The sequence below is a fragment of the Candidatus Manganitrophus morganii genome (genome assembly GCA_021651055.1).
Lineage (GTDB): Bacteria > Nitrospirota > Nitrospiria > SBBL01 > Manganitrophaceae > Manganitrophus > Manganitrophus morganii.
Map to the genome: position 1 here is coordinate 3,066,824 of JAJHOH010000001.1, position 20,532 is coordinate 3,087,355.

General features: G+C 57.3%; 23 protein-coding genes. 18 read left to right on the forward strand and 5 right to left on the reverse strand.

Annotated features, from left to right (window positions below; translation table 11 throughout):
• The first annotated feature begins 82 nt into the window (after positions 1-82).
• The 12 genes from MCM46_14165 (at position 83) to MCM46_14220 (ending at position 9,930) form a co-directional block, all read left to right on the forward strand.
• The gene (locus tag MCM46_14165; GenBank protein MCG3112957.1) at positions 83-775 is read left to right on the forward strand and encodes a MarR family transcriptional regulator; all 693 of its coding nucleotides are present in this window, start codon (positions 83-85) and stop codon (positions 773-775) included.
• Between the two features lie 355 nt (positions 776-1,130).
• The gene (locus MCM46_14170) at positions 1,131-1,688 is read left to right on the forward strand and encodes a dihydrofolate reductase family protein (protein ID MCG3112958.1); all 558 of its coding nucleotides are present in this window, start codon (positions 1,131-1,133) and stop codon (positions 1,686-1,688) included.
• Between the two features lie 14 nt (positions 1,689-1,702).
• Complete coding sequence (locus MCM46_14175) at positions 1,703-2,137, forward strand: YciI family protein (GenBank protein ID MCG3112959.1); 435 nt, start codon at positions 1,703-1,705, stop codon at positions 2,135-2,137.
• A gap of 241 nt (positions 2,138-2,378) precedes the next feature.
• On the forward strand, positions 2,379-3,179 hold the full coding sequence (gene mazG, locus MCM46_14180; GenBank protein MCG3112960.1) for a nucleoside triphosphate pyrophosphohydrolase: 801 nt from the start codon (positions 2,379-2,381) through the stop codon (positions 3,177-3,179).
• A gap of 42 nt (positions 3,180-3,221) precedes the next feature.
• Positions 3,222-4,427, forward strand: a complete 1,206-nt coding sequence (locus MCM46_14185; GenBank protein MCG3112961.1) for a type II secretion system F family protein — start codon at positions 3,222-3,224, stop codon at positions 4,425-4,427.
• A complete protein-coding gene (gene tadA, locus MCM46_14190; protein ID MCG3112962.1) occupies positions 4,424-6,145 on the forward strand; it encodes a Flp pilus assembly complex ATPase component TadA in 1,722 nt (573 codons plus the stop codon). The genes MCM46_14185 and tadA overlap by 4 nt, the downstream gene beginning before the upstream one ends.
• Before the next feature lie 27 nt (positions 6,146-6,172).
• Positions 6,173-7,120 (forward strand): hypothetical protein, encoded by a 948-nt coding sequence (locus MCM46_14195; GenBank protein MCG3112963.1) that lies wholly within the window; start codon positions 6,173-6,175, stop codon positions 7,118-7,120.
• A 4-nt stretch (positions 7,121-7,124) separates the two neighbouring features.
• Complete coding sequence (locus MCM46_14200) at positions 7,125-7,694, forward strand: PilN domain-containing protein (GenBank protein ID MCG3112964.1); 570 nt, start codon at positions 7,125-7,127, stop codon at positions 7,692-7,694.
• The gene (pilO, locus tag MCM46_14205; GenBank protein ID MCG3112965.1) at positions 7,691-8,224 is read left to right on the forward strand and encodes a type 4a pilus biogenesis protein PilO; all 534 of its coding nucleotides are present in this window, start codon (positions 7,691-7,693) and stop codon (positions 8,222-8,224) included. Before MCM46_14200 ends, pilO begins: the two co-directional genes overlap by 4 nt.
• 7 nt (positions 8,225-8,231) lie before the next feature.
• On the forward strand, positions 8,232-8,822 hold the full coding sequence (locus MCM46_14210) for a hypothetical protein (GenBank protein ID MCG3112966.1): 591 nt from the start codon (positions 8,232-8,234) through the stop codon (positions 8,820-8,822).
• The gene (locus MCM46_14215) at positions 8,819-9,301 is read left to right on the forward strand and encodes a c-type cytochrome (GenBank protein MCG3112967.1); all 483 of its coding nucleotides are present in this window, start codon (positions 8,819-8,821) and stop codon (positions 9,299-9,301) included. The genes MCM46_14210 and MCM46_14215 overlap by 4 nt, the downstream gene beginning before the upstream one ends.
• A gap of 107 nt (positions 9,302-9,408) precedes the next feature.
• Positions 9,409-9,930, forward strand: a complete 522-nt coding sequence (locus MCM46_14220) for a Slp family lipoprotein (protein ID MCG3112968.1) — start codon at positions 9,409-9,411, stop codon at positions 9,928-9,930.
• On the opposite strand, the gene MCM46_14225 is transcribed toward MCM46_14220, so the two are convergent.
• Positions 9,927-11,123: an FIST C-terminal domain-containing protein gene (locus MCM46_14225; GenBank protein ID MCG3112969.1), complete on the reverse strand. Its 1,197-nt coding sequence runs from the start codon at positions 11,121-11,123 to the stop codon at positions 9,927-9,929. The two genes, MCM46_14220 and MCM46_14225, sit on opposite strands and share 4 nt — an antisense overlap.
• 216 nt (positions 11,124-11,339) lie before the next feature.
• Between MCM46_14225 and MCM46_14230 the strand changes: the two genes are divergently transcribed.
• Positions 11,340-11,906: a hypothetical protein gene (locus MCM46_14230; protein MCG3112970.1), complete on the forward strand. Its 567-nt coding sequence runs from the start codon at positions 11,340-11,342 to the stop codon at positions 11,904-11,906.
• A gap of 77 nt (positions 11,907-11,983) precedes the next feature.
• Entirely contained in the window at positions 11,984-12,982 is a 999-nt protein-coding gene (locus MCM46_14235; protein MCG3112971.1) for a hypothetical protein, read from the forward strand.
• A 21-nt stretch (positions 12,983-13,003) separates the two neighbouring features.
• On the opposite strand, the gene MCM46_14240 is transcribed toward MCM46_14235, so the two are convergent.
• The 4 genes from MCM46_14240 to MCM46_14255 form a co-directional block, all read right to left on the reverse strand.
• Positions 13,004-13,495, reverse strand: coding sequence for a urate hydroxylase PuuD (locus tag MCM46_14240; GenBank protein MCG3112972.1), 492 nt, complete (start codon positions 13,493-13,495; stop codon positions 13,004-13,006).
• Between the two features lie 96 nt (positions 13,496-13,591).
• Positions 13,592-14,080, reverse strand: a complete 489-nt coding sequence (locus tag MCM46_14245) for a urate hydroxylase PuuD (GenBank protein ID MCG3112973.1) — start codon at positions 14,078-14,080, stop codon at positions 13,592-13,594.
• A 426-nt stretch (positions 14,081-14,506) separates the two neighbouring features.
• Positions 14,507-15,136, reverse strand: a complete 630-nt coding sequence (locus MCM46_14250; GenBank protein ID MCG3112974.1) for a hypothetical protein — start codon at positions 15,134-15,136, stop codon at positions 14,507-14,509.
• Between the two features lie 163 nt (positions 15,137-15,299).
• The gene (locus MCM46_14255; protein MCG3112975.1) at positions 15,300-16,058 is read right to left on the reverse strand and encodes a lysophospholipase; all 759 of its coding nucleotides are present in this window, start codon (positions 16,056-16,058) and stop codon (positions 15,300-15,302) included.
• A 253-nt stretch (positions 16,059-16,311) separates the two neighbouring features.
• Here MCM46_14255 and MCM46_14260 point away from each other — a divergent pair, with 253 nt between their 5' ends.
• From MCM46_14260 to MCM46_14275, 4 genes are all read left to right on the forward strand, one after another.
• Positions 16,312-17,427, forward strand: coding sequence for an efflux RND transporter periplasmic adaptor subunit (locus MCM46_14260; GenBank protein MCG3112976.1), 1,116 nt, complete (start codon positions 16,312-16,314; stop codon positions 17,425-17,427).
• Positions 17,428-17,492: 65 nt separating this feature from the next.
• Positions 17,493-18,167, forward strand: coding sequence for an ABC transporter ATP-binding protein (locus MCM46_14265; protein MCG3112977.1), 675 nt, complete (start codon positions 17,493-17,495; stop codon positions 18,165-18,167).
• Positions 18,167-19,339: an ABC transporter permease gene (locus MCM46_14270; GenBank protein MCG3112978.1), complete on the forward strand. Its 1,173-nt coding sequence runs from the start codon at positions 18,167-18,169 to the stop codon at positions 19,337-19,339. Before MCM46_14265 ends, MCM46_14270 begins: the two co-directional genes overlap by 1 nt.
• Positions 19,336-20,502 (forward strand): ABC transporter permease, encoded by a 1,167-nt coding sequence (locus tag MCM46_14275; protein MCG3112979.1) that lies wholly within the window; start codon positions 19,336-19,338, stop codon positions 20,500-20,502. The genes MCM46_14270 and MCM46_14275 overlap by 4 nt, the downstream gene beginning before the upstream one ends.
• Positions 20,503-20,532: the final 30 nt, after the last annotated feature.

Genomic DNA, 20,532 nt, shown 5'->3' on the forward strand with positions numbered 1-20,532 from the left:
GCCGACCGCTCAACAGCGCGAGTGCTCATCATGCTCTCGTAGCCCGCGAGTGGCGGCTCGGTACCAGGTAATTCGAATCAAAATGGCAAACAAAGACACAGCTATTTCCAAGATAGATCAGGTCAACACCGCTTTTTCAACTTCGCCTATTGTCAAGGGTCTGATCGACGGTGGATTATCCCTTATTCCCTTCCTCGGGCAAGCGATTACCTCCGCACTAGATACGCGAGCATTTCAACTTTTTGAACAAAATTCGAAGAGTTTTGCGGAAGAAGTAAAAAAACTGATGGACAAAGTTGACGAGAGTAAAGTTGATAAACGCTTCATTCATTCTACCGAATTTGTTTCTCTTCTAATCGATATACTAGCCCGAAATGCCCACACTCATGAAGAAGAAAAAATTAATCTCTATGCAAAGCTCTTTGTCAATTTCACAAAGCATGGAAATTCAGAAACTCCATATAAGGAAGGACTAATCCGGATAATAGATGAACTCGGTGTAGAACACATCCGAATTTTGGCTTTCATCAAAGAAAAGGATAAAATTTCTACTCCCAAGGATGGTAAGTCATCAACCACTGATGTCCAATTACATGAGATCGCGCAGGCCACCGGCATACCTAAATCTCGTGTCCAAGCGTATTGTGATCAGATGATACGATTTGGTTTGCTTCAAGATGCAGCTATAGGTTATTTCGGCTATGAGCCCGGCTCATATGCTATAACTGAATACGGGTACGAATTGACGAGATTTCTAACAGAACAGGTTTCGTGATGCCGACTTGCCCAACCAGGCGCTGGAGCCCGACCGCTAAAGAGCCCGCATTATTTTGGTGAGGGTCGTTCAGCGGCGGCTCACCTTTAACGTTAGGGGTCAGATCATGAGCAAGGAATTGCGTCACGAGCTTATCGCTGCCGCTCTCCAGTACAAACAAACAGCGTAAAACAAACAGGGCCAGGTCTACAAATTTGACTATAGGACTCTAATACACAATTTGTAGACCTGGCCCCGACCGACAACGATTCAATTTCCGTGGTAGGCGACACAGGGTGAGCACCTCGCGAATTGGGCTCGTGCCCTTGGAGCCAGACGGCGGGCGGCTCGTCGCGTATCTCGAACGGAGGACACCATGGGACTCTTGACCTTCAGTATCAACGTCACCCTGGACGGCTGTGTCGACCACCGGGAGGGAATCGCCGACGACGAGACACACGCCTTCTTCACCCGCCTCATGGACGAGGGCGGGGCGATGCTGTGGGGCCGCGTCACCTACGAGATGATGGAGAGCTACTGGCCGGCGGTCGCCCGCGGCGAGGTGGAGGCACCGCCGGCGATGCGCGAGTGGGCGGTCAAGTTGGAGGCCAAGCCGAAGTACGTCGTGTCCTCGACGCGAAGGAACTTCCCGTGGACCAACAGCCACCATATCGCCGGCGACCTGCGCACGGGTGTGCAGAAGCTGAAGGACGCGACCCCGGCCGGCGTGCTCCTCGGTAGCGGCAAGCTTGCGACCGAGCTGGACCGGCTGGATCTGATCGACGAGTACAAGTTCCTCGTCCACCCCAGGATCGCCGGCCACGGCCCGACCCTGTACGAGAGTGGGCTGCCCAGCACCCGACGGCTCGAGTTGATCTCGGCGAAGCCGCTCCGCAACGGCGCGGTCGCCATGCACTACCGGCGCGCGCGCTGACTCGGAGATGGGTCATGTCGCCTAACAACGCGCTGCACTCGGACGGCCTCGCGTTGCTCGGCCCGCCGGTGAGCGCGGGCGTTAGGCCAGAAAGAAGGAACGATACGATGCCTCGGTACTTGATTTCGTTTGATGACGGCTCGATGGACCATATTCCTGATGAAGATTGGCCGTCGGTGGGCGAGGCATCACATAATGTGGTTCGGGAAGCAAAGGCCGCAGGGGTTTGGATCTTCGGCGGCGGTGTCCAGCGCCAGCAATCGACCATTGTTGCGACAGACGGGACCATCTCGGCCGGACCAGTGCCGGAGACAAAGGCAGTTATCGGCGGGTTTTCAATCATCGAGGTTTCTTCACGTGAGGAGGCACTCGTTTGGGCTGCCCGGCTCGCCGCTGGGTGTCGCTGCGCGCAGGAGGTTCGCGAGATCATGTTCGACCCGGAGTCCTGATAGGAGTTTGCTGGACCGTGTGGCCTAATTTTAAAAACCGGGACACATCCCAATTTAAAGACCGCTGATGCTGGGTGATTCTCATGCCACGGTGAGCGCGTGCGGTTGCAATCGGTTACCCTCACCATTCAAAAGGAAATAGTCGGCAAGAAATTTCATCCCATCCATTCAGTGAACCAACCGGTTCCCCCTTGCATCTCTCCTCAAAGCTTGTATAATAGTCGGGTTTATAAGGAGAAGTATGTCGAAATCATTCGATCAGCTCGTCGCGCTGATGGAACGGCTGCGCGCGGAAGGGGGATGTCCGTGGGACCTCGCGCAGACCCCCGAATCGCTGAAGCCCTTTTTAATCGAAGAAGCGTATGAAGTCCTCGAAGCGATCGAAGCGGGAAAGGCCGAGCCGCTCTGCGAGGAGCTCGGCGACCTTCTCTTCCAGGTTCTCTTCTATGCGCAAATCGCGAAGGAGCGAAGCCAGTTCGATATCGAAGCGGTCGTGAAGACCTCGTTGGAAAAGATGACCCGCCGGCATCCGCACGTCTTCTCCCCGGAGCAATCGGAGGCCCCTCCCCTCGATCAGCAAGCGGTCTTATCCCGATGGGAGGAGATGAAGAAAAAAGAAGATCGAAATCAATCCCGCAAATCGGCATTAGACGGAATTCCGCGACAGCTTCCGGCGCTTTTGCGAGCGCACCAGATCCAGGCGAGGGCGGCCCGGGTCGGATTTGATTGGAAGACGATTGAGCCGGTCTTTGGTAAAATTGAGGAAGAATTTCAGGAGGTTCGAATCGCGGCGGCGGAAGGCGTTCCCGCTCGGATTGAAGCGGAGGTCGGAGATCTCCTCTTCACGGTGGTGAATGCGGCCCGCTTCCTAAAGGTGAACCCGGAAGATGCGCTTCGCGGGACGATTCAACGTTTCACCGACCGGTTTCAAATAATGGAGTCGGAAGCAAAACAGCGGGGGGTGTCGCTCGACACGCTCTCTCTGGAGGAAATGGATGCCCTCTGGGAAAAAGCGAAGAAAGATGAAACACGGGAGGCGTGAGGCGTTCGGCGCCTCTCCCCTCCCGTCTTCTCGGTTTTAATGATGGCTCTCTTTTCATATCGTGTCGCCAAAGGGGACGGAACAATCGTCACTCAACAGGAAGAGGCCGAAAGTGAATCGCTCCTTCGAAGCCGCCTGGAAGAGCAGGGATATCTGGTCCTCTCCATTTCCAAGACGATCGGCCTCTCCCTCCCGACCCTTTCCATGCAGAGACGGCTTCCTCCGCGCGATTTTCTGGTCTTTAATCAGGAGCTGATGGCCCTCTTGAAGGCCGGTCTTCCGATCATGAAGATCTTCGATGTCCTCGTCGATCGGGGGAGCCAGCCCGGGTTTGTGGAGGCGCTCAAGACGGTACAACAGGATATTCGAAGCGGCAGCGCGATGTCCGACGCCATGGCGAAACATCCCGGCTACTTTTCGGATCTCTATGTCTCCTCCCTCCGGGCGGGGGAGAAGAGCGGGAACCTGGTCGAGGTCATCGGTCGCTTTATGGATTATCAAAAGAAGATCTTGGAGGTGAAGAAAAAGGTCGTCGGGGCGTTGGCCTATCCTTCTTTTCTTTTGGCGATCGGGTTCGGCGTGCTTGGCTTTCTGCTGATCTACGTAATGCCTTCTTTCACCGAAATCTATGAGGGATCACAGGTCGATCTTCCCCTTTTCACAAAGGTCTTGCTTGGACTCGTCCACTTTATTCAGGGGAATCTTTTCTTGCTGTCGGTGGCCGCCGCCGGTCTCGGGGCGCTTCTCTGGAGCCTCTACCAAAGCGGATGGGGACGGGCGCAGGCCGACCGGCTTTCTCTCTCTTTCCCCTTTATCAAGCCGATTGTCCGGCGGCATCACTTGATCCGGATCAGCCGGACCTTATCGACGATCCTGAAGAGCGGCATCCCGCTGGTGGAGGCGATCCGGATGGTGGCGTCGTCGATGACCAATCGGGTGGTCCGTGATGACGTCGGGCGGGCCGGGGAGGCGGTGAAGACGGGAATCGGGATCTCGGCCGCCCTCTCTCAGATCGATCTCTTTCCGAAGATCTCGATCGAGATGATCGCCGTCGGGGAATCGACCGGCTCGCTGGAGGAGATGCTCAACGAGGTGGCCAATTTCCATGAGGAGGAGCTGGATCTCTACCTCTCGCGGGTGACGACCTGGGTCGAGCCGGTCCTTCTTTTGACGATCGGCTCCCTGGTGGCGATGATCTTGATCGCCATGTATCTTCCCATTTTCCATCTTGCAGGAACGATCCGATGAAGCCTTTCACAAAAAGAATACCGATCGGCGCCCTCCTGGTCAAAAGGGGAAAGGTGACCCTGGAGGTGATCGATCAGGTCCTCGAAGAGTACAGCGGGAAGGGGATGCGTCTCGGCGAGGCGTTGATCGAGAAGGGGTTCATCACGGAGGAAGATCTCGCCCAGACGCTCGCAGAGCAGTATCACCTTCCGTATTATCCGCTCGATCATTTCAAGATCGATTCCGCTTACTTCAAGAAAATTCCGGTCGAGTTGATGTATCGTTATCCCTTCGTTCCTTACGGAGAAGCGGAAGGGAAGATCCTCATTCTCATCTCCGATCCGACCAAGCTTGCGGCGATGGATGAGCTGGCGCTGATTCTGAAAGAGAAGATTACCTTCGGCGTCAGCGGCCGGACCGCCCTCCTCGAGACGTTGAAGCGGAGCGAGGGATCGGGCCAGGTGCTTCAGCAGATTCAGGCCGATTTCAGACCGGTTCTGATCAAAGAGGATGAGAAGGGGGAGGAGATCCTCTCGATCGAGAAGGTCAGCAAGGATACCAGCCCGGTCATCAAGCTCCTCGATACCCTGATCCTCAACGCCCTTCATAAGCGGGCGAGCGACATCCATATTGAAGCGAGCGAGACGCAGGTGCTGATGAAATACCGGATCGACGGGGTGCTCTACCGCGCGATGGATCCCCTCGATATTAAATTCCATCCGGCGCTGATCACCCGGATCAAAGTCCTCTCCGAGCTCGATATCGCCGAGAAGCGGGTTCCGCAAGACGGCCGCTTCAAGATGCGGCTGGAAGAGCGAAAGGTCGATTTCCGGGTTTCGATTCTTCCGAGCGTCTTCGGCGAAGATGTCGTGATCCGGATTTTGGACAAAGAGTACATTACGGCGGAGCTCAATGAGCTTCGCCTCGACCGGCTCGGTTTTAACGAGGGGGATCTGCGAAAATTCCGAAAAGCGATCATGGAGCCGTATGGCATGGTCCTGGTGACCGGGCCGACCGGAAGCGGCAAGACGACGACCCTCTATGCGGCGCTCACCGAGATCAACACGCGCGAGGACAAGATCATCACCATCGAAGATCCGGTCGAATACCAACTGCAGGACGTGGTCCAGATCCCGGTCAATGAAAAGAAGGGGCTGACCTTCGCCAGGGGGCTCCGCTCCATCTTGCGGCACGATCCCGATAAGATTCTGGTCGGGGAGATCCGGGATGCGGAGACGGCCCACATCGCCATTCAGTCGGCGTTGACGGGGCACCTTGTTTTTACCACCGTCCACGCCAATAATGCGTTTGATGTCATCGGGCGTTTCGTGAACATGGGAATCGAGCCGTATAATTTCGTCTCCTCCCTCAATTGCATTTTGGCGCAGCGGCTGGTTCGGGGTCTCTGTGTGGTCTGTAAACAAGAGGCGACCCTCCCTGAAGATCTCTTGGAGATTTCGGGGCTCAAGCCGGCGGAGCATAAAGATCGGCTCTTTGCCCTTCCGAAGGGGTGCCCGGAGTGCAATGGGACCGGGTTCAAGGGGAGGGCCGCGATCACCGAGTTCCTCAATCTCTCCGATACGATCCGTGAGATGATCCTGTCGCGCCGCCCGACCTCCGAAGTCCGCCGCGCGGCGCTAGCAGAGGGGATGACGACGCTGCGCCAAGCGGGGCTGGAGAAAGTATTCAAAGGGGAGACGACCCTCAAGGAGATCAATCGGGTCACGTTTATTCAATAAGATAAAGCACGTTATGTGGGTCTTTAAATGGGTTTTTTGAAGCAAGATCATGTCGGTCTCTCCATCGGGCCGACCCATCTCTCGATCGCTTCCGCGGCGCAGCGGGGGGATTCGATCGACATACGGCATTGCGCCGTTGAGGCGTTGGAAGAAGGGGTCTGCCGTCCCTCTCCGGTTGAAAAAAATATTCTTCAGATCGACCGGTGGAAAAAATCGGTCGGTTCGATGTTGGATCGCTTTCCCCGCGTTCGCCACTTGACGCTGGCCCTTCCCGATTCGGCGGTTCGGATGCTGTTACTCGACCTGCAGCAGCTCCCAACGGGCCGGAAGGACTTCGAAAAATTGATCCAGTGGCACATGGAGAAGACCTTCCTCTATCCGTTGGGCGAGTCTCGGTTTTCGTATCAGGTGCTTTTCCATGAAGGGGGCCGGACGAAGATCCTTGCAACGGCGGTCAAGAAAGAGGTGATCGAGCAGTATGAATCGCTCGATGAAGCGCGCCCGATCGAGGCGCGGCGTATTTCTCCTACTTCGTTTTATCTCTTCAACCTGTTCCGGCCCCTCATCACTCGGACCGTAGGGGAGACGGGCCACTTCGTTTTTGTCTGTCTGATCGACCGAAATTTCACCGTCTTGGTCTTTGAGCAAGGACATGTCCGTTTCATCCGGGTGAAGGAGGTTCCCCACACGGGAGAAGATGCGGAACGCTCGACCGACTTTCTCTTGGAGGAGCTGGGGAATTCCCTCTCTTTTTACGATGAGGGGGGCAACCGCCTTCAAACGCTGACCCATCTCTTCCTCCTGCTCGAAAATAGCGCTCCCGAAATGGAAGCCCGTTTTCAGGAGATATTTCATATCACTCCTGTTTTCTTGAACCCGTCTCAAGTCATCCGGTCGGTTCCGTCTTCGCTTCCCGAATCTTCCGAATGGACCCTGCGGATGATCTCTGCGGCGGCGGCCGCGGTCGGAGGATAACCCGTTGGATCGGTTTGATATCAATCTCTCGTCGGGAGACTACCTCAAGCGAAGGGTCATTCTGCTCACCCTTTATCTCGCGATGGTCGTGATGGTCGTGTTGATCGGAATCGATCTGATGAAGCTCAATGAGATGAAAGAGAGTAAGGTCGCCTTTGATGCGCGGATCGGCCGCGTGATGAATGAACAGCGGGAGCTCCAGGAAGAAATCGGAAAGATGGGGCGGAGGGTTTCAGACGACGCGGTCAAAGCGATGCAGAATGAGATCCAACTGATCAACCAGCTCCTCCGCCAAAAGAGTTTCTCCTGGACCGCCTTTCTATCCGATCTGGAAGAGCGTGTTCCCGTCAAACTCTCCGTCGCCCGGATTCAGCCCGACTTCAACACCGGCCAGGTGATCCTGGGAGGGTCCGCCCCTTCTTTAAAAGAGGTCACCGAATTGATCGGTCGTCTCCAGGAACCTCCTTTCGAGGAGGCCTTTTTAATGCAGCAGGAGGAGTCGGAGAGGGAGGGGAAAAAGGAGGTGAATTTCTCCATCCGATTTAAGTACAATGCGAGGGGAGGAGGGATATGATCCTCTCCGTAAAGGGGTTCCTCGCCCGGTTTGGCCGGCCGCTTTTTTTGTTCCTCCTCTTGGCGGGGCTCCTTCTCTTTGTGCACGCCGGAAGGGTCGTTCCGCTTCAGAAAGAGATCATTGCCAGGGAAACCAAATGGCAATCGGAGCGGCCGAAAATCGGTCAACTCACCACGCTCAAAACGGCGCAGCAAGAGTTGATTCTCTTCCACCAGCGCCTTCCCGAGGAGACGGCGCTTTCGGAAGTGGTCTCGTTTGTTTCCGATTCGGCCGCGGCCCATCGCCTCTCGATTCCGGCGATTTCGTATCAGCCGGAAAACGTCAGCGCGCCGGGGCTGATGAAGGTGCTGATTTCATTCAGCGTCAAAGGGAACTATCGGGATATTCGGAATTTGATTTATCGTTTGGAGCAGTCGGGCTATTTCCTCGTTCTGGAGAATCTGGTGCTTGCCTCCTCCAGCAGAGAAGGGGAAGCGATCCAGCTTCAACTTCGGATCGCAGCCTATTTCCGAGAAGGAAAGGGTTCGTAGAGGACGGATGGATCAGAAAAAACTCTTAATCGGCTTGTTGGTGTTCTGGGGAGCGCTTCTCTCGTATCGGGCCCTTTTTAGTGAAGGCCCCCAGCGAGCCCCGTTGAAATATGTAAAGGGGGCGGTCCAGACCGCCACGAAAAAGGAGAGCAGCTCCCCGATTAAAATCCAAACGGAGCTCTTGAGCCAAGCGCCTCCTCCGCTGCCGGCAGAGGTCAAAAATATCTTCGCGCCGATTCCGGCCCCCAAGCCCCCGCCGCCGCGGGCGGTTGCTCCACGTCCGGTTCCCCCTCCTTCCGCCGAGCCGGCGTTTCCCCCGCCGCCGGTAATCACGGGGCCGACCGCAGAGGAGCTGGCCCTGGCGCGGGCGAGAGCCGAATTGGGGGAGATTCGCTATCTCGGTTTCCTGGACCGGGGGAATGGAAAACAGGAGGGTTTTTTCTCAAGAAGGCAGGAGACGGTGATCGGTGAGAAGGGAGGACTCCTCTTCAGCCGTTTTCTCATCCGGGAGTTATCGAGCTCCATCGCCGTCCTGGCCGACAAAGACACCCAAGCTGAGGTGACGCTTCAGCTCTCCGAAGGAAGAAATCAACAATGAACCCAATTCGCATCTTTTTGATCCTGGGATCGATCATCCTTCTCTTCTCGGGTTTGATTCATATGATGACCAGCCTCTTTGTGACGACCGACACCGATCCGATGGTGTCGGCCTTTGATATGAGCCGCCCGCGCGCTCCCTCCGATGCGAGAAAGCTTAAGAACCCGATTCCACTTTCCGGGGATGCGATCTCGAACGGCAAGGCTCTGTATGAGGGAAAGGGGAACTGCTTCGTCTGCCACGGAATGAATGGGCATGGCGACGGAGAAGCCGGGGTGATGCTCAGTCCTCCCCCGCGCAATTTCACCGATGTCCAATTCCAGAGGCTGCGGGCCGATGGGGAGCTCTTCTGGACCATTCGATATGGCATTCCGGATACGGCCATGTTCGCTTTTGTTCCCCGGCACCTGACCGAGGAAGAGGTGTGGATGATCGTCCACTATCTTCGGACGATGTGGAAAGAGGAAGAGCCGATGTAGACAGATCTAATCATCACCCATCGACTTTTAAGTCCCCTTAATATTAAAATTAATTAACATCAGTATTTCTTCATGCCGGATTAATTTCCTGCGTTTAAGGGGCAGCAATGAAAAAAAAATTATATTCCAAAATGCCGGCGGTACTCCTCCTTTTCCTTTCTTCTTTGATATTTTCCTCCTGTGGTCAGAAGGTGATCCCCGAGGATCTGGAACGCAAAGTGGAGAAAGAGATTTCATTTCAGGAAGTGAAAAAAAATCCTGAGTCGTACAAGGGGAAGAGAATCCTGGTCGGCGGGGAGATTATCGAGATCCGCAATCTGCAAAATAAAACCGAGATTGAAATTCTCCAGAAACCGCTCGGACGAGATCGCGCTCCGATCACCGTGGATGAATCGGGTGGACGGTTTGTCCTCATTCATCCCTCTTTTTTGGATCCTTCGGTCTTCCGCAGCGGACGGAGATTGACGGCGGTCGGATTAGTGGAGGGAGGGCGTTCGGAGCAGGTCGGAGAGGCGGAGATGGTCCAGCCGGTCCTGCAGAGCGAGCATATCCATCTTTGGCCGCCGGGAGAGGGAGGCCGATCGGAGCCTTCGATCGGAATCGGGCTCGGTTTCGGGTTCAGCTTTTAGCCGTTGGAAGAAGGGGTCGAAGCGGGTTTGAAGATACCGAAACAGCTTGTATACCCGTGCAGGAATGTCGTCCCGCCGACGGCGCCGATTTCTCCGTTGCAGAAGAATCCCCCCAGGGGGAGCGGGCCGAACCGGGTGTGAAAGAGCTCGCTGTCGTGGTTCGGCTCGCCGTAAAGATGCTCGCCGCGCCCCATGCAGGAGAAGAGAAGGGCCCCTTTTGCGGATCGGGCTTTTCCTTCTATCTGGTACTCCGTCAGGTACCACTTCAGATCTTCCGTCGAGGTTTCGGCGTCCCGCAGATGGAACTGAACCAGCTGGCCTTCGCGAAGGAAAGCCCCCACCGCAAGGCTCCCCGTTTTTGAATCCATGCCGATGAGGTTTCGAATCAGGAAATCACCTCTCTTCAGGGTCTCTTTGAAAGGGGTCATCGCCAGCCCGAGGAAAAGAGAGTGCTGCATCAACTTTTGATCTTCCTCCGTTAATTGCTTGTAGACTTCTTGAAGCACCTCCAGAGGGGGTTTGTGGTCGAGCTCGGTGAGGAGGTTCCGGTTGCATTTTGTAATCGGAAAGGGGGCGCCGATCGGCCGGCAACCCTGCGCTACGATTGTATCGACCTCGATGTTTCCGCTCAACGCTACGCCGACCATCCCGGAGCGATAGATCTTTTGGTTGAGAAAAAGGGCGTTTTCGCCGGGGTTGTTCCCGCCGCTGACAAGACCGCCGACCTTGACCGCCCTCGGATAGGCGAAGTCGAGCCCCATCAGCCCCTTCTCGGCTTCGAACGTGAGCGGATCGGCGAAGAGGACGAACTGAGACTTCTGCTCTGCATCGACCTGAAAAGAGTCCTGCCATTTTTTGGGGCTTGCATCGAGATCGGGAAGATCCGACGAATCCAAATGGAACAGGGTGATCTCCACCTCCGGGAGCCGGGCCGCCATCAGCGCCGCCGCCGGCAAGTGTTCGATTTCCCGTCCCCCTCCGATGATCCCCCCGCCGGAGCAGCCGACCAGGGTTCTGCAGCCGATTGATTCCATCACGGCGGCCGGTATCTTGTCACTGAGAAGCGCCGGGGAGACAAAGAGAAAGGCGATGTCGATCGGTTCGTCTCCCATCTGGGTCCGGATTGCTTCCGTCAATTCTGCGATCACTTCCGGGGTGGACTTCCCTTCGCTGAGTGCGGATGCCCATTTCATCGAATGATCTCCTCAATAGTTGATAGCATGTAACGCAACATCATACCTTTATTGAAACCCGTCTGTCGAGGGGGATCGCGTCCTCTCGTTTTTTCACACTGGAAAAAGGGAGCGAATTCAGGTAAAAAGGGGTGTGGATCTTCAGAAAAACCCCGGCATAGAAAGTGAGTAAGCAATGGCTTTCAAACGAATTTCGTTAGAATATCGGTCCTGTCGATGAATTCGGTACTGGTTTGTCCCAACTGCAGAACCCCCACCGAATACCAAGGCTCCGGGCAGCCGGCGTGCAGCGCCTGCGGAACGAAGCTTTCGGCGCATGCCGACGCGGCCGGTAACCAAGCGGCGGAGAGACAGCGTCCCCTTCTTCTGTTGATGTTGATGGTTTTTCTTGCGTCCCTTGCGACGATCGGGCTCATCATTACTTTCATGACGGTGACCGTGCCGGGAAATGAAGATTATATCGTCGATAATCGGCTCGCTACCCAAAGCGATTTTCTGATCAAAATGTTCCCGTTCATTCTGCTCTATCTTGCAGCGGCGCCGATTGCCTACGGTCTCTGGAAGGAACGGCCATGGACCCGGCCGCTCCTCGTTGCGTTCTTCGCGATTCCCGAGTTCGGAAAATATCTCACCCCCCGTTGGAGTGAGGCGCCGGCCCACGCGTTCATTCCACGGTTCATCCTCTCCGCGATCCTCATCGGCTTACTGAGCTGGTATCTCTATAAAAAAAGAAACGTCGTCCGCTATTACAACGCCCTCTCCGGGTTGAAATCGGATTCCTGATGTCGCCCGATTGACTCAAGATCTTGTCCGGTTCTATCGTCTTACGTTGTGAGATCAATGACAAATGGAGGAGAGTCATGATGAGGTGGAATCACGCAGTAAGAATCGTTGTCGCAATTTTTACAGTGGTTCTGTTGGTCGCTGGAGGCGCGCCTGTATTCGCCAAGTCGGGATCGGGCGGCGGCAAGCCGAACGGTCCGGGCCACGACCCGGAGGAGACCGTTGTTTTCACCCTTGACCCGTCTACGCACGGCAACCCGGAGGGGGTGGCGTTCGATAAGCGCAGCGGTGCATTCTTCGTCGGCGCGGTCGGTGACGGCGCCCTCTACCGGGGAATGTTGAATGATCCCACCGTAACGGAGTTTATCCCCGGCGAGAGCGGCAAATCGGCGGTTGGAATGAAAGTCGCAAAGGGGAAATTGTACGTGGCCGGCGGGAACACCGGAACGCTCTCGGTTTATGACATCGCGACCAAGGAACGCGTCGCGTCATTCGAGACCGGCGGAGGCGGTTTTCTCAATGATCTCGTCGTCACGAGAGAGGGGGATGTCTTCATCACCGATTCGTTTCGCCCCACCCTCTGGCGTGTGACGGCCGAGCAGGTCGAGGCGGGGAGCGGCCTGCCGGAAGGGATTCCGATGGGGCCGGAGGTTGAATACGAAGCGGGGGCGTTCAACCTCAACGGGATTGTTTCGCTTCGAGGGGGCAAGCGGCTCATCGTGGTGCAGTCGAACAACGGAAAACTCTTCCTGATCGACTTGAAGGACAAGGCGCCGGACGGCCGCAAAATCCATCCGATCGACGTCGAGCCGCTGGTCGGGGGGGACGGCCTTTTGCTCGACCGGGGCCGATTGATCGTCGTCCAGGGTGCTCCGCCGACGCTGACATTCGTCCAACTCGGCCATGGCCGGTTGCGCTGGAAGGTCCTTGAGCGGAGGACCGACCCGACCCTCCGCGGGCCGTCGACCATCGCCCGGGCGTGGCACCTCTATCTGGTCGTCAACGCCGACTTCGCTACGAGCAACACGCCGTTCACGGTGTCGGGTATTCCGCGCGAAGAAGAGGAGGATGAATAGCGGTCTTGTTAGAACGGAAGATTAAAACTGTGGAAAATGCGCCGACATTCCCATGAAGAGGAGCATCGGAAAGGAGAGATAGAAGTTTGTTCTTGAGGCGAGGTAGGCGATCCTGGCGTGTTTGGCCATCTGAGGGGGCGGGGGCGTCTTGGTGGCGGTGGCGTCTCCGGTCATCTGGATGACCTTTTTCTGGTTCGGCCAGATGAGGACCCAGACATTAAAGAGCATAATCAGACCGAGGGTGCCGCCGATCATAATCGACGTGTTGACGATTCGCCCGACCATTAATAATAAAATCCCCGCCAAGACGGTCACCAGCGCCGACCAGCGAAACCACCAGAGGGCGCGCGGCACCAGCCGCAGCACCACCCCGCTTTTCGTCGCCGCATCGGTCTCTTTCATGAAGGGGACCTGAACGAGGTTAAAGTAGTAGAGCAGGCCGATCCAGGTGATCCCGGCGACGAAGTGAATCCAGCGAAGTAATAATGGTAGAACGGTTTCCGAACTGACCATCTGCTCAAGCTCCATGGCGTGCCCGACGAGCTGAACCCAAAAAGCGGTATCCCTTCCCCTCGGACCGGTCCCTCTCTCGATGAAAGGCGATGATCCTTAGAAGAGACCGGCCGGTGCGTGGCTGGAACTCGCCATGAAGAAGAGCATTGGGATCGACAGCATTGTGTTGGTGCGCGACGCGAGGAAGGCGATCCGGGCCGCTTTGGTCTTCTCTTCCGCCGTCGCCTGAACGATGCCGAGCACCTTCTGCTGGTTCGGCCAGATGATCACCCAGACGTTAAAGAGCATGATCGTGCCGAGCCAGGCGCCCATTCCAATGACGGCGGCCGCTCCTTGGAGGAGGAACGCTTCGAAGAGAATGCCCCGGACCATCAGGATCAATGCGCCGAAGATCCAGGTAAAGGCGGCCGCCCAGCGGAACCACCAGAGGGCGCGCGGAACCAGGTGCTTGGAAACATCGGCCTTTCCCTCGGGACTGGCCGCTTTCATGAACGCGCCTTGGATGAAGTTGAAGTAGTAGAGGAGGCCGATCCACATAATCCCGGCCAGAAAGTGCCCCCATCTAAAAATGAGCTCAATGGTCATGGTTTTTCCTTCCTAGTTAGTAGAGAGGTATTTTGCCGATCGACAGGGGTTATGCCAATGCCCTGACAACGAAAAAGAGAATGAGCGTCAACACAAAACCGGCCGTCACTGTGCCACCAATCGTATCAAGCGGATTTTTCATATCTTCTCTCCTTGGTCAAGGAATCACGATGAGACTGAGATGTAAAGCTGCACGTCCTTCCGAGCGATGCGGGCAGGCTGTCTCAACCGTTTTGTAATGAATAGGGATGAACTAGAGGTGAGGATACACAACCGGGGGATTGTTCGTCAATATAAAAATATGGAGAGGCGAGTGATATTGCGGAGTTCGGATTTAAGAGGGCGGCGTGTAAAGATGAAGAGAAGGTCCTGTTTCCCCGTCTTTGCCACGCCGCTCTCCGCATTCCATCCTCTGAAAGATCCTTCTCAGGCGGCTTTCCGCAGGGAAGTCCGGTACTGAGCGAGGGGATAACGGTTCAACATTTGAGCGGCGAAGTTCCAGCTCATGTTCGGGAGAAAGCCCTCTTCGACATAGCTTTTCACCGAGGCGCCGTAGTCGATGTAGTAGGCATGTTCGTACATGTCCAGGATCATCAACGGGATGATGTTCCACGCGCCGATGGAGTGGTTGTCGGTCAAGACATTAAAAATCCGGCCGCTGTCGAGATCGAAACCGCAGATCGACCAGCCCCGCGCCGAGAGGCCGCACGCTTTGAACTCTTGCTTCCAGTTGTCGTAGGAGCCGAAGTCCTCTGAGAGCATCTGTTTGAGAATGTCGGGCGGATCGCTCCTGCCGGAGAGGCATTGCCAGAAGGCCTCATGGAGCTTGATCGAGTTGTGGCAGTAGAGCCGCTCGACGAGCAACTCGCGCGTCTGACTGTAGTTGGGATTCGCCTTCTGTTTGTCGGCTTCTTTCAATTTGTTCTGGATCTCGTTGAATTTGGTGATGTAGCCTTTGTACTTTACATCGAAATGATCGTCGATCTGCCGGTCCGTAAGTCCCGGCACCGGCCTCGGCTTAAGGTCCTCTTTGAATTTGGCCTGGAATTCAATCATCGCGCTTCCTCCAGTTGGTTTTTAACGGAGAAAATTTGCAAGATCAAGACCGCGACCTTAGCCGCACGATGAGGAGATCGTTCGGTTCTAGTGACAGTTTTTATCTGATCTTGTGTGCACTTCTTTTACAAGCCGCGGGACGAAATCGGGGTCGGCAGAGAGGCTAAGACACGAGACCGATGCGATGAAGAAACGCCGTGATCATGTCGAAGAGGTAATCTTTTTGTTGGCTGAGGCGATGATCCCCCCCGCCGATGAGGACCAGATCGAGCGGGCGGGCCGCGGCGCGGCGGAGAAAGTCGAAGCTTCCTTCCGGGGGAACGGTCGCATCGGCCGTCCCATGAAGAATCAGCGTCGGGGTCAGATAGGTGGGAAGAATTTTCTCAATGTCGTACCCCTTCGCGTCTTCGATCATCTCGCGTCCGACCGTTACATCGATCCACTCGTTTTTGATCCGCATCTCCCCCTCTTGGTTCAGGCGCCGGAGTCCCCCCTCTCCCAGATCGCGCAGCCGGTTCTGGTAGAAAGAGAAAGAGGGGGCGATCAGGACGGCGGCGGCGATCCGGTTCGGGTTCCAGGCCGCGGTCCAGACCGCGAGTTGCCCTCCCATCGAGGAGCCGATCAGAACGATTTTCCGGAAGGGAGCGGCGGGGCCGGCGAGGATGGCGGAGAGGTCCTCCAGCCCGCGGGTGAGGGTCAACTCCCGGATCGTTCCGCTCGAGTCGCCGTGTCCCCGCAGATCGAAAGTCAAGTAGGCCATCCCCCGCTCGACCGCGCGATCCCGGAAATAAATCGCCTTCTCTCCCCCTTGGTGCGAGGCGAACCCGTGGATGTAGACGAAGAGAATCTCGGCCGGCCGGGAGGGGGGGAGGGTCAGCGTGTAATCGAGGTGATCATGATTTGAAAGTGTCAGTCGCGCCATATCGGATCGATTCAATTCGAGATCAACAAGCAACCTTGGCATCATATGAGAAGGGAGCGGCCGAGGTCAATGACAATTCCCTCCTTGAAGAATCGACACGTTGCCATTACAATGAAAAGACGCTCATTTTATTGAAAGGAAAATCGCCATCGAAACGAAGCCTTCCGACCTCTCCCGTCTCAAGATCGATTGGAAAAATACCGGAGCCGGATCGGCCCCCCGTCGAAGCCGTAAAGGGCTCTGGATTGTTCTCTTGCTGATCACGGCGATGGGGGTTGTGATCGGGCTTCGCGCCTTCAGCGGCGCGGCGAAATCGGTTGAAGTGGCGACCGTCTCCTCCCTCGATCCGTCTCAGTCGGTTCCGTTCCTCAACGCCAGTGGTTACGTGGTCGCCCAGCGGCGCGCCGCGGTCGCCTCCAAGGGGACCGGCCGGCTGGTCGAATTGCGGGTGCGCGAAGGGGACTTGGTCAAAAAAGGAGAACTCATCGGCCGGCTGGAGAGCGACGACATGGAAGCGGCCTTGGCCCGCGCCAGGGCGAATCTCAACGTCGCCCGCTCGGCGTATGATCAGGCGAAAGCGGCGCTCGACAACGCGACCTCCGATTACGAACGGAAGAAAAGTCTGCTGGAGGAGGGGCTTGTTCCTCGGGCCGATTTCGACGCAGCGGAGGCGCAATACCGCGGGTCGAAGGCGGCGCTCGCCTCGGCCGCGGCGGGGGTGAAAGCGGCCGAGGCAGCGGTCCGTTCCGCCGAAGTCGAGGTGGAGAATACCGTCATCCGAGCGCCGTTCGACGGGACGGTCCTGACGAAGAACGCCGAGGTCGGGGAAGTCGTCGCCCCCTTCGGCACATCGACGCAGGTGAAGGCGGCGGTGGTGACGATGGCCGACATGTCGTCGCTTCAGGTGGAGGCCGACGTCTCCGAATCGAATATCGAAAAGGTCCGGGTCGGCCAAGCGGCCGAAATCGCCCTCGACGCCTATCCGGAAACGAAATACGAGGGGGTCGTTCAGACAATCGTCCCGACCGCCGACCGGGCCAAGGCGACGGTTTTGACCAAGATTCGTTTTCTCAACCTCGACGACCGGGTCCTTCCCGAGATGAGCGCCAAGGTCGCCTTCCTCTCCGAGCCTAAGGCCGATCAAGGAGGCGCGCCGATTGTCACGGTGAACCCCAGTGCGATCGTCACCCGGGAAGATCAAAAAGTGGCCTTTCGCATCAAGGAAGACCAGGTAGAGATGGTTCCGGTGGAGACAGGCGGCTCGGTCGGAAGCCAGGTCGAGGTCAAACAAGGGCTGAAGCCGGGCGACCGGGTGGTGCTCAATCCTCCTGAGAATCTGGCGGCTGGAGATCGGGTTCAGATTCAATAAATTGTTTCCTGAAGCAAAGTAGGGGCGACGCATGCGTCGCCCTTTACAATTAGAAAGGCAACGTTTTGGCAGACCCTCTCATCGAACTAATCGACGTTTTCAAGTCGTATCGCCGGGACACGCTGGAGATTCCGGTACTCCAAAACATCTCGATGACGGTGCCGGAGGGAGAGTTCCTTGCGCTGATGGGGCCGTCGGGCTCCGGAAAAACGACCCTGCTGAATCTGATCGCCGGAATCGATCGGCCGACGCGCGGCCTCCTTCGTGTGGCCGGGACCGAGCTCGGCCGGTTGACCGAATCGGAATTGGCCCGGTGGCGGTCGCGGACGATCGGTTTTATCTTCCAGTTCTACAACCTCCTGCCGGTCCTCACGGCGCTGGAAAACGTCGAGCTCCCTCTTCTTCTGACCCCGCTTGCGAAGCAGGAGCGGCGGGAGCATGCCGCCGTGGCGCTGGAGCTGGTCGGCCTGGCCGACCGGATTCATCACTATCCCAAGCAGCTCTCCGGCGGTCAGGAGCAGCGGGTAGCGATTGCTCGGGCGATCGTGACCGATCCGCCGTTGTTGGTCGCCGACGAGCCGACGGGCGATCTCGATCGGATCTCCGCCGAAGAGATCATGAACCTTCTCGGCCGGCTGAATGCGGAATACGGAAAGACGATCGTCATGGTGACCCATGATCCCCGCGCGGCCGAACGTGCGAAGGCGGTGCGAAATTTAGACAAGGGGTCCTTCGCCTGATGGAATTATTCCGCCTCATCTTGAAAAACACCCTGCGCCATCCGCTCCGGTCGATTTTGACCGTCTTCGGAATCGCCATCGCCATCAGCGCCTTCGGCTTGATCCGGACGGTGATCGGCGCCTGGTACTCCGGGGTCGATGCCTCGGCGCCGAACCGGCTGATCACCCGCAATGCCGTTTCGCTCGGGTTTTCGTTGCCGCTCTCTTATCGGGAGGCGATCCGGGGAATCCCCGGGGTGGCCGACGTGTCGTACGCCAGCTGGTTCGGCGGGATTTACATCGACGAGAAACATTCGCAGTTTCCCCAGTTTGCCGTCGATGCGACCACCTGGTACGAAATTTACCCCGAGTTCCAGCTCCCCCCCGAGCAGGAGGCGGTGTTCAAGCAGCAGCGGAACGCCGCGGTGGCGGGGCGGAAGCTGGCGGAGCGCTTCAGCTGGAAGGTCGGCGATACGATCCAGATGCGCGGGATGATCTTTCCGGGAGAGTGGGAGTTTGTCATCCGGGGGATCTACACCGGGGAGCGGAAGTCGACCGATGAGACGCAGTTTCACTTCCACTACCAATATCTCGACGAGAAGCTCCGCCAGACGGCGCCGTTTCAGGCGGGGAATGTCGGCTGGTATGTCGTGAAAGTTCAGAACCCGAAGCAGGCGGCGGAGGTGGCGGAGGCGATCGACCGGCGGTTCAAGAATTCGCTCGCGGAAACGCTCACCGAAACGGAGCGGGCCTTCGTCCTCGGCTTCATTTCGATGAGCGAGACGATTTTAGTGGCGCTTCGGATCATTTCGATGGTGATCATCGGGGTGATTCTTTTGGTCCTCTCGAACACCATGGCGATGACGGCGCGCGAGCGTCTCTCGGAGTATGCGGTCCTCAAGACCCTCGGCTTCGGGGCGCGGCATCTGATTGTTCTCATCATCGGAGAGTCGCTCCTCATCGCCCTGACGGGCGGTCTTTTGGGAATACTGATCACCTATCCTGCGGCGAACGGTTTCGAGCGGGCGATGGGGGATGCGATGGGGGCGATCTTCCCGGCGTTCGATGTGGCGACGAGCACACAAATCATCTGCGCCCTGATGGCGGTCATCGTCGGCCTCGCCGCCAGCGCCTTTCCCACCTGGCGGGCGGTGCAGGTGCGGATTGTGGATGGGTTGCGGCGGGTGGGATGATTATTCCTCTCAACTACAGTTTTCGTAATCTCTGGACGCGGCGGCTGACGACCTTCCTGACGGCGGGAGGAATTGCGCTGGTGATCTTCGTTTTCTCGGCGGTGTTGATGCTGGCGAACGGGCTGGAGAAGACACTCGTGGGGACCGGGTCGGATAAAAACGCCATCATCGTCCGCCAAGGGGCCGAATCGGAATTCATGAGCATGCTCGATCGGAATGCGGTCAACATCGTCAAGAGCCAACCGGAGATCGCCGTCGGTCCGGAGGGGAATCGCCTGGCGGCCTCCGAAGTCGTTGTTCTGATCAATCTCCCCAAGCGGGGGAGCAGCAATCCGTCCCACGTCCAGATCCGGGGGGTGGCCCCCGAGTCGCTCACGATGCGTCCGCAGGTGAAAGTGGTGGAGGGTCGCCGCTGGCGGCCGGGGCTCTCAGAGGTGATCGTCGGGCGCCCCGTCGCGGAGGGCTTTCAGGGGGCCGGGCTGGGGGAGACGATCCGGTTCGGCATGCGGGACTGGACCGTCGTCGGTGTATTCGATGCGGAGGGGGCGGGGTTTGAATCGGAGATCTGGGTCGATGCCGAGCAGCTGGTTCAGGCCTTCCGCCGGCCGGTCTTCTCATCGATCACCGCGCAGCTCTCAAGCGCCGGTGATTTTTCCTCCCTCAAATCGCGCCTGGAGTCCGACCCCCGGCTGACGGTAGAGGTGGCGCGGGAGAAGCAATATTACGCCGAGCAGTCGGAGATGATGGCGACCTTTATCCGGGTGCTGGGGCTCTTCGTCACCGTGATCTTCAGCCTGGGGGCGATGATCGGGGCGATGATCACGATGTACGCCTCGGTCGCCAACCGGACGACCGAGATCGGGACGATGCGGGCCCTCGGTTTTCCCCGGCGGAGCATTCTCGGCGCTTTTCTTTTTGAATCGCTCCTGCTTGCTTCGATCGGCGGGGGGCTCGGGATCCTCCTCGCCTCGTTCCTCCAGTTCGTCACCGTCTCAACGACCAACTTCGCCACCTTTTCCGAGCTGGCTTTCCGCTTTATTCTCTCGCCGGCGATTGTCGTCCAGTCGCTTACCTTTGCGCTCGCGATGGGCTTCCTCGGCGGCTTCCTCCCGGCGGTCCGCGCCTCCAGACAAAAAATCGTCGAAGCCTTCCGGGCTTCCTGACGATCCAAACCGCGTTGTTGAGAACAAGAC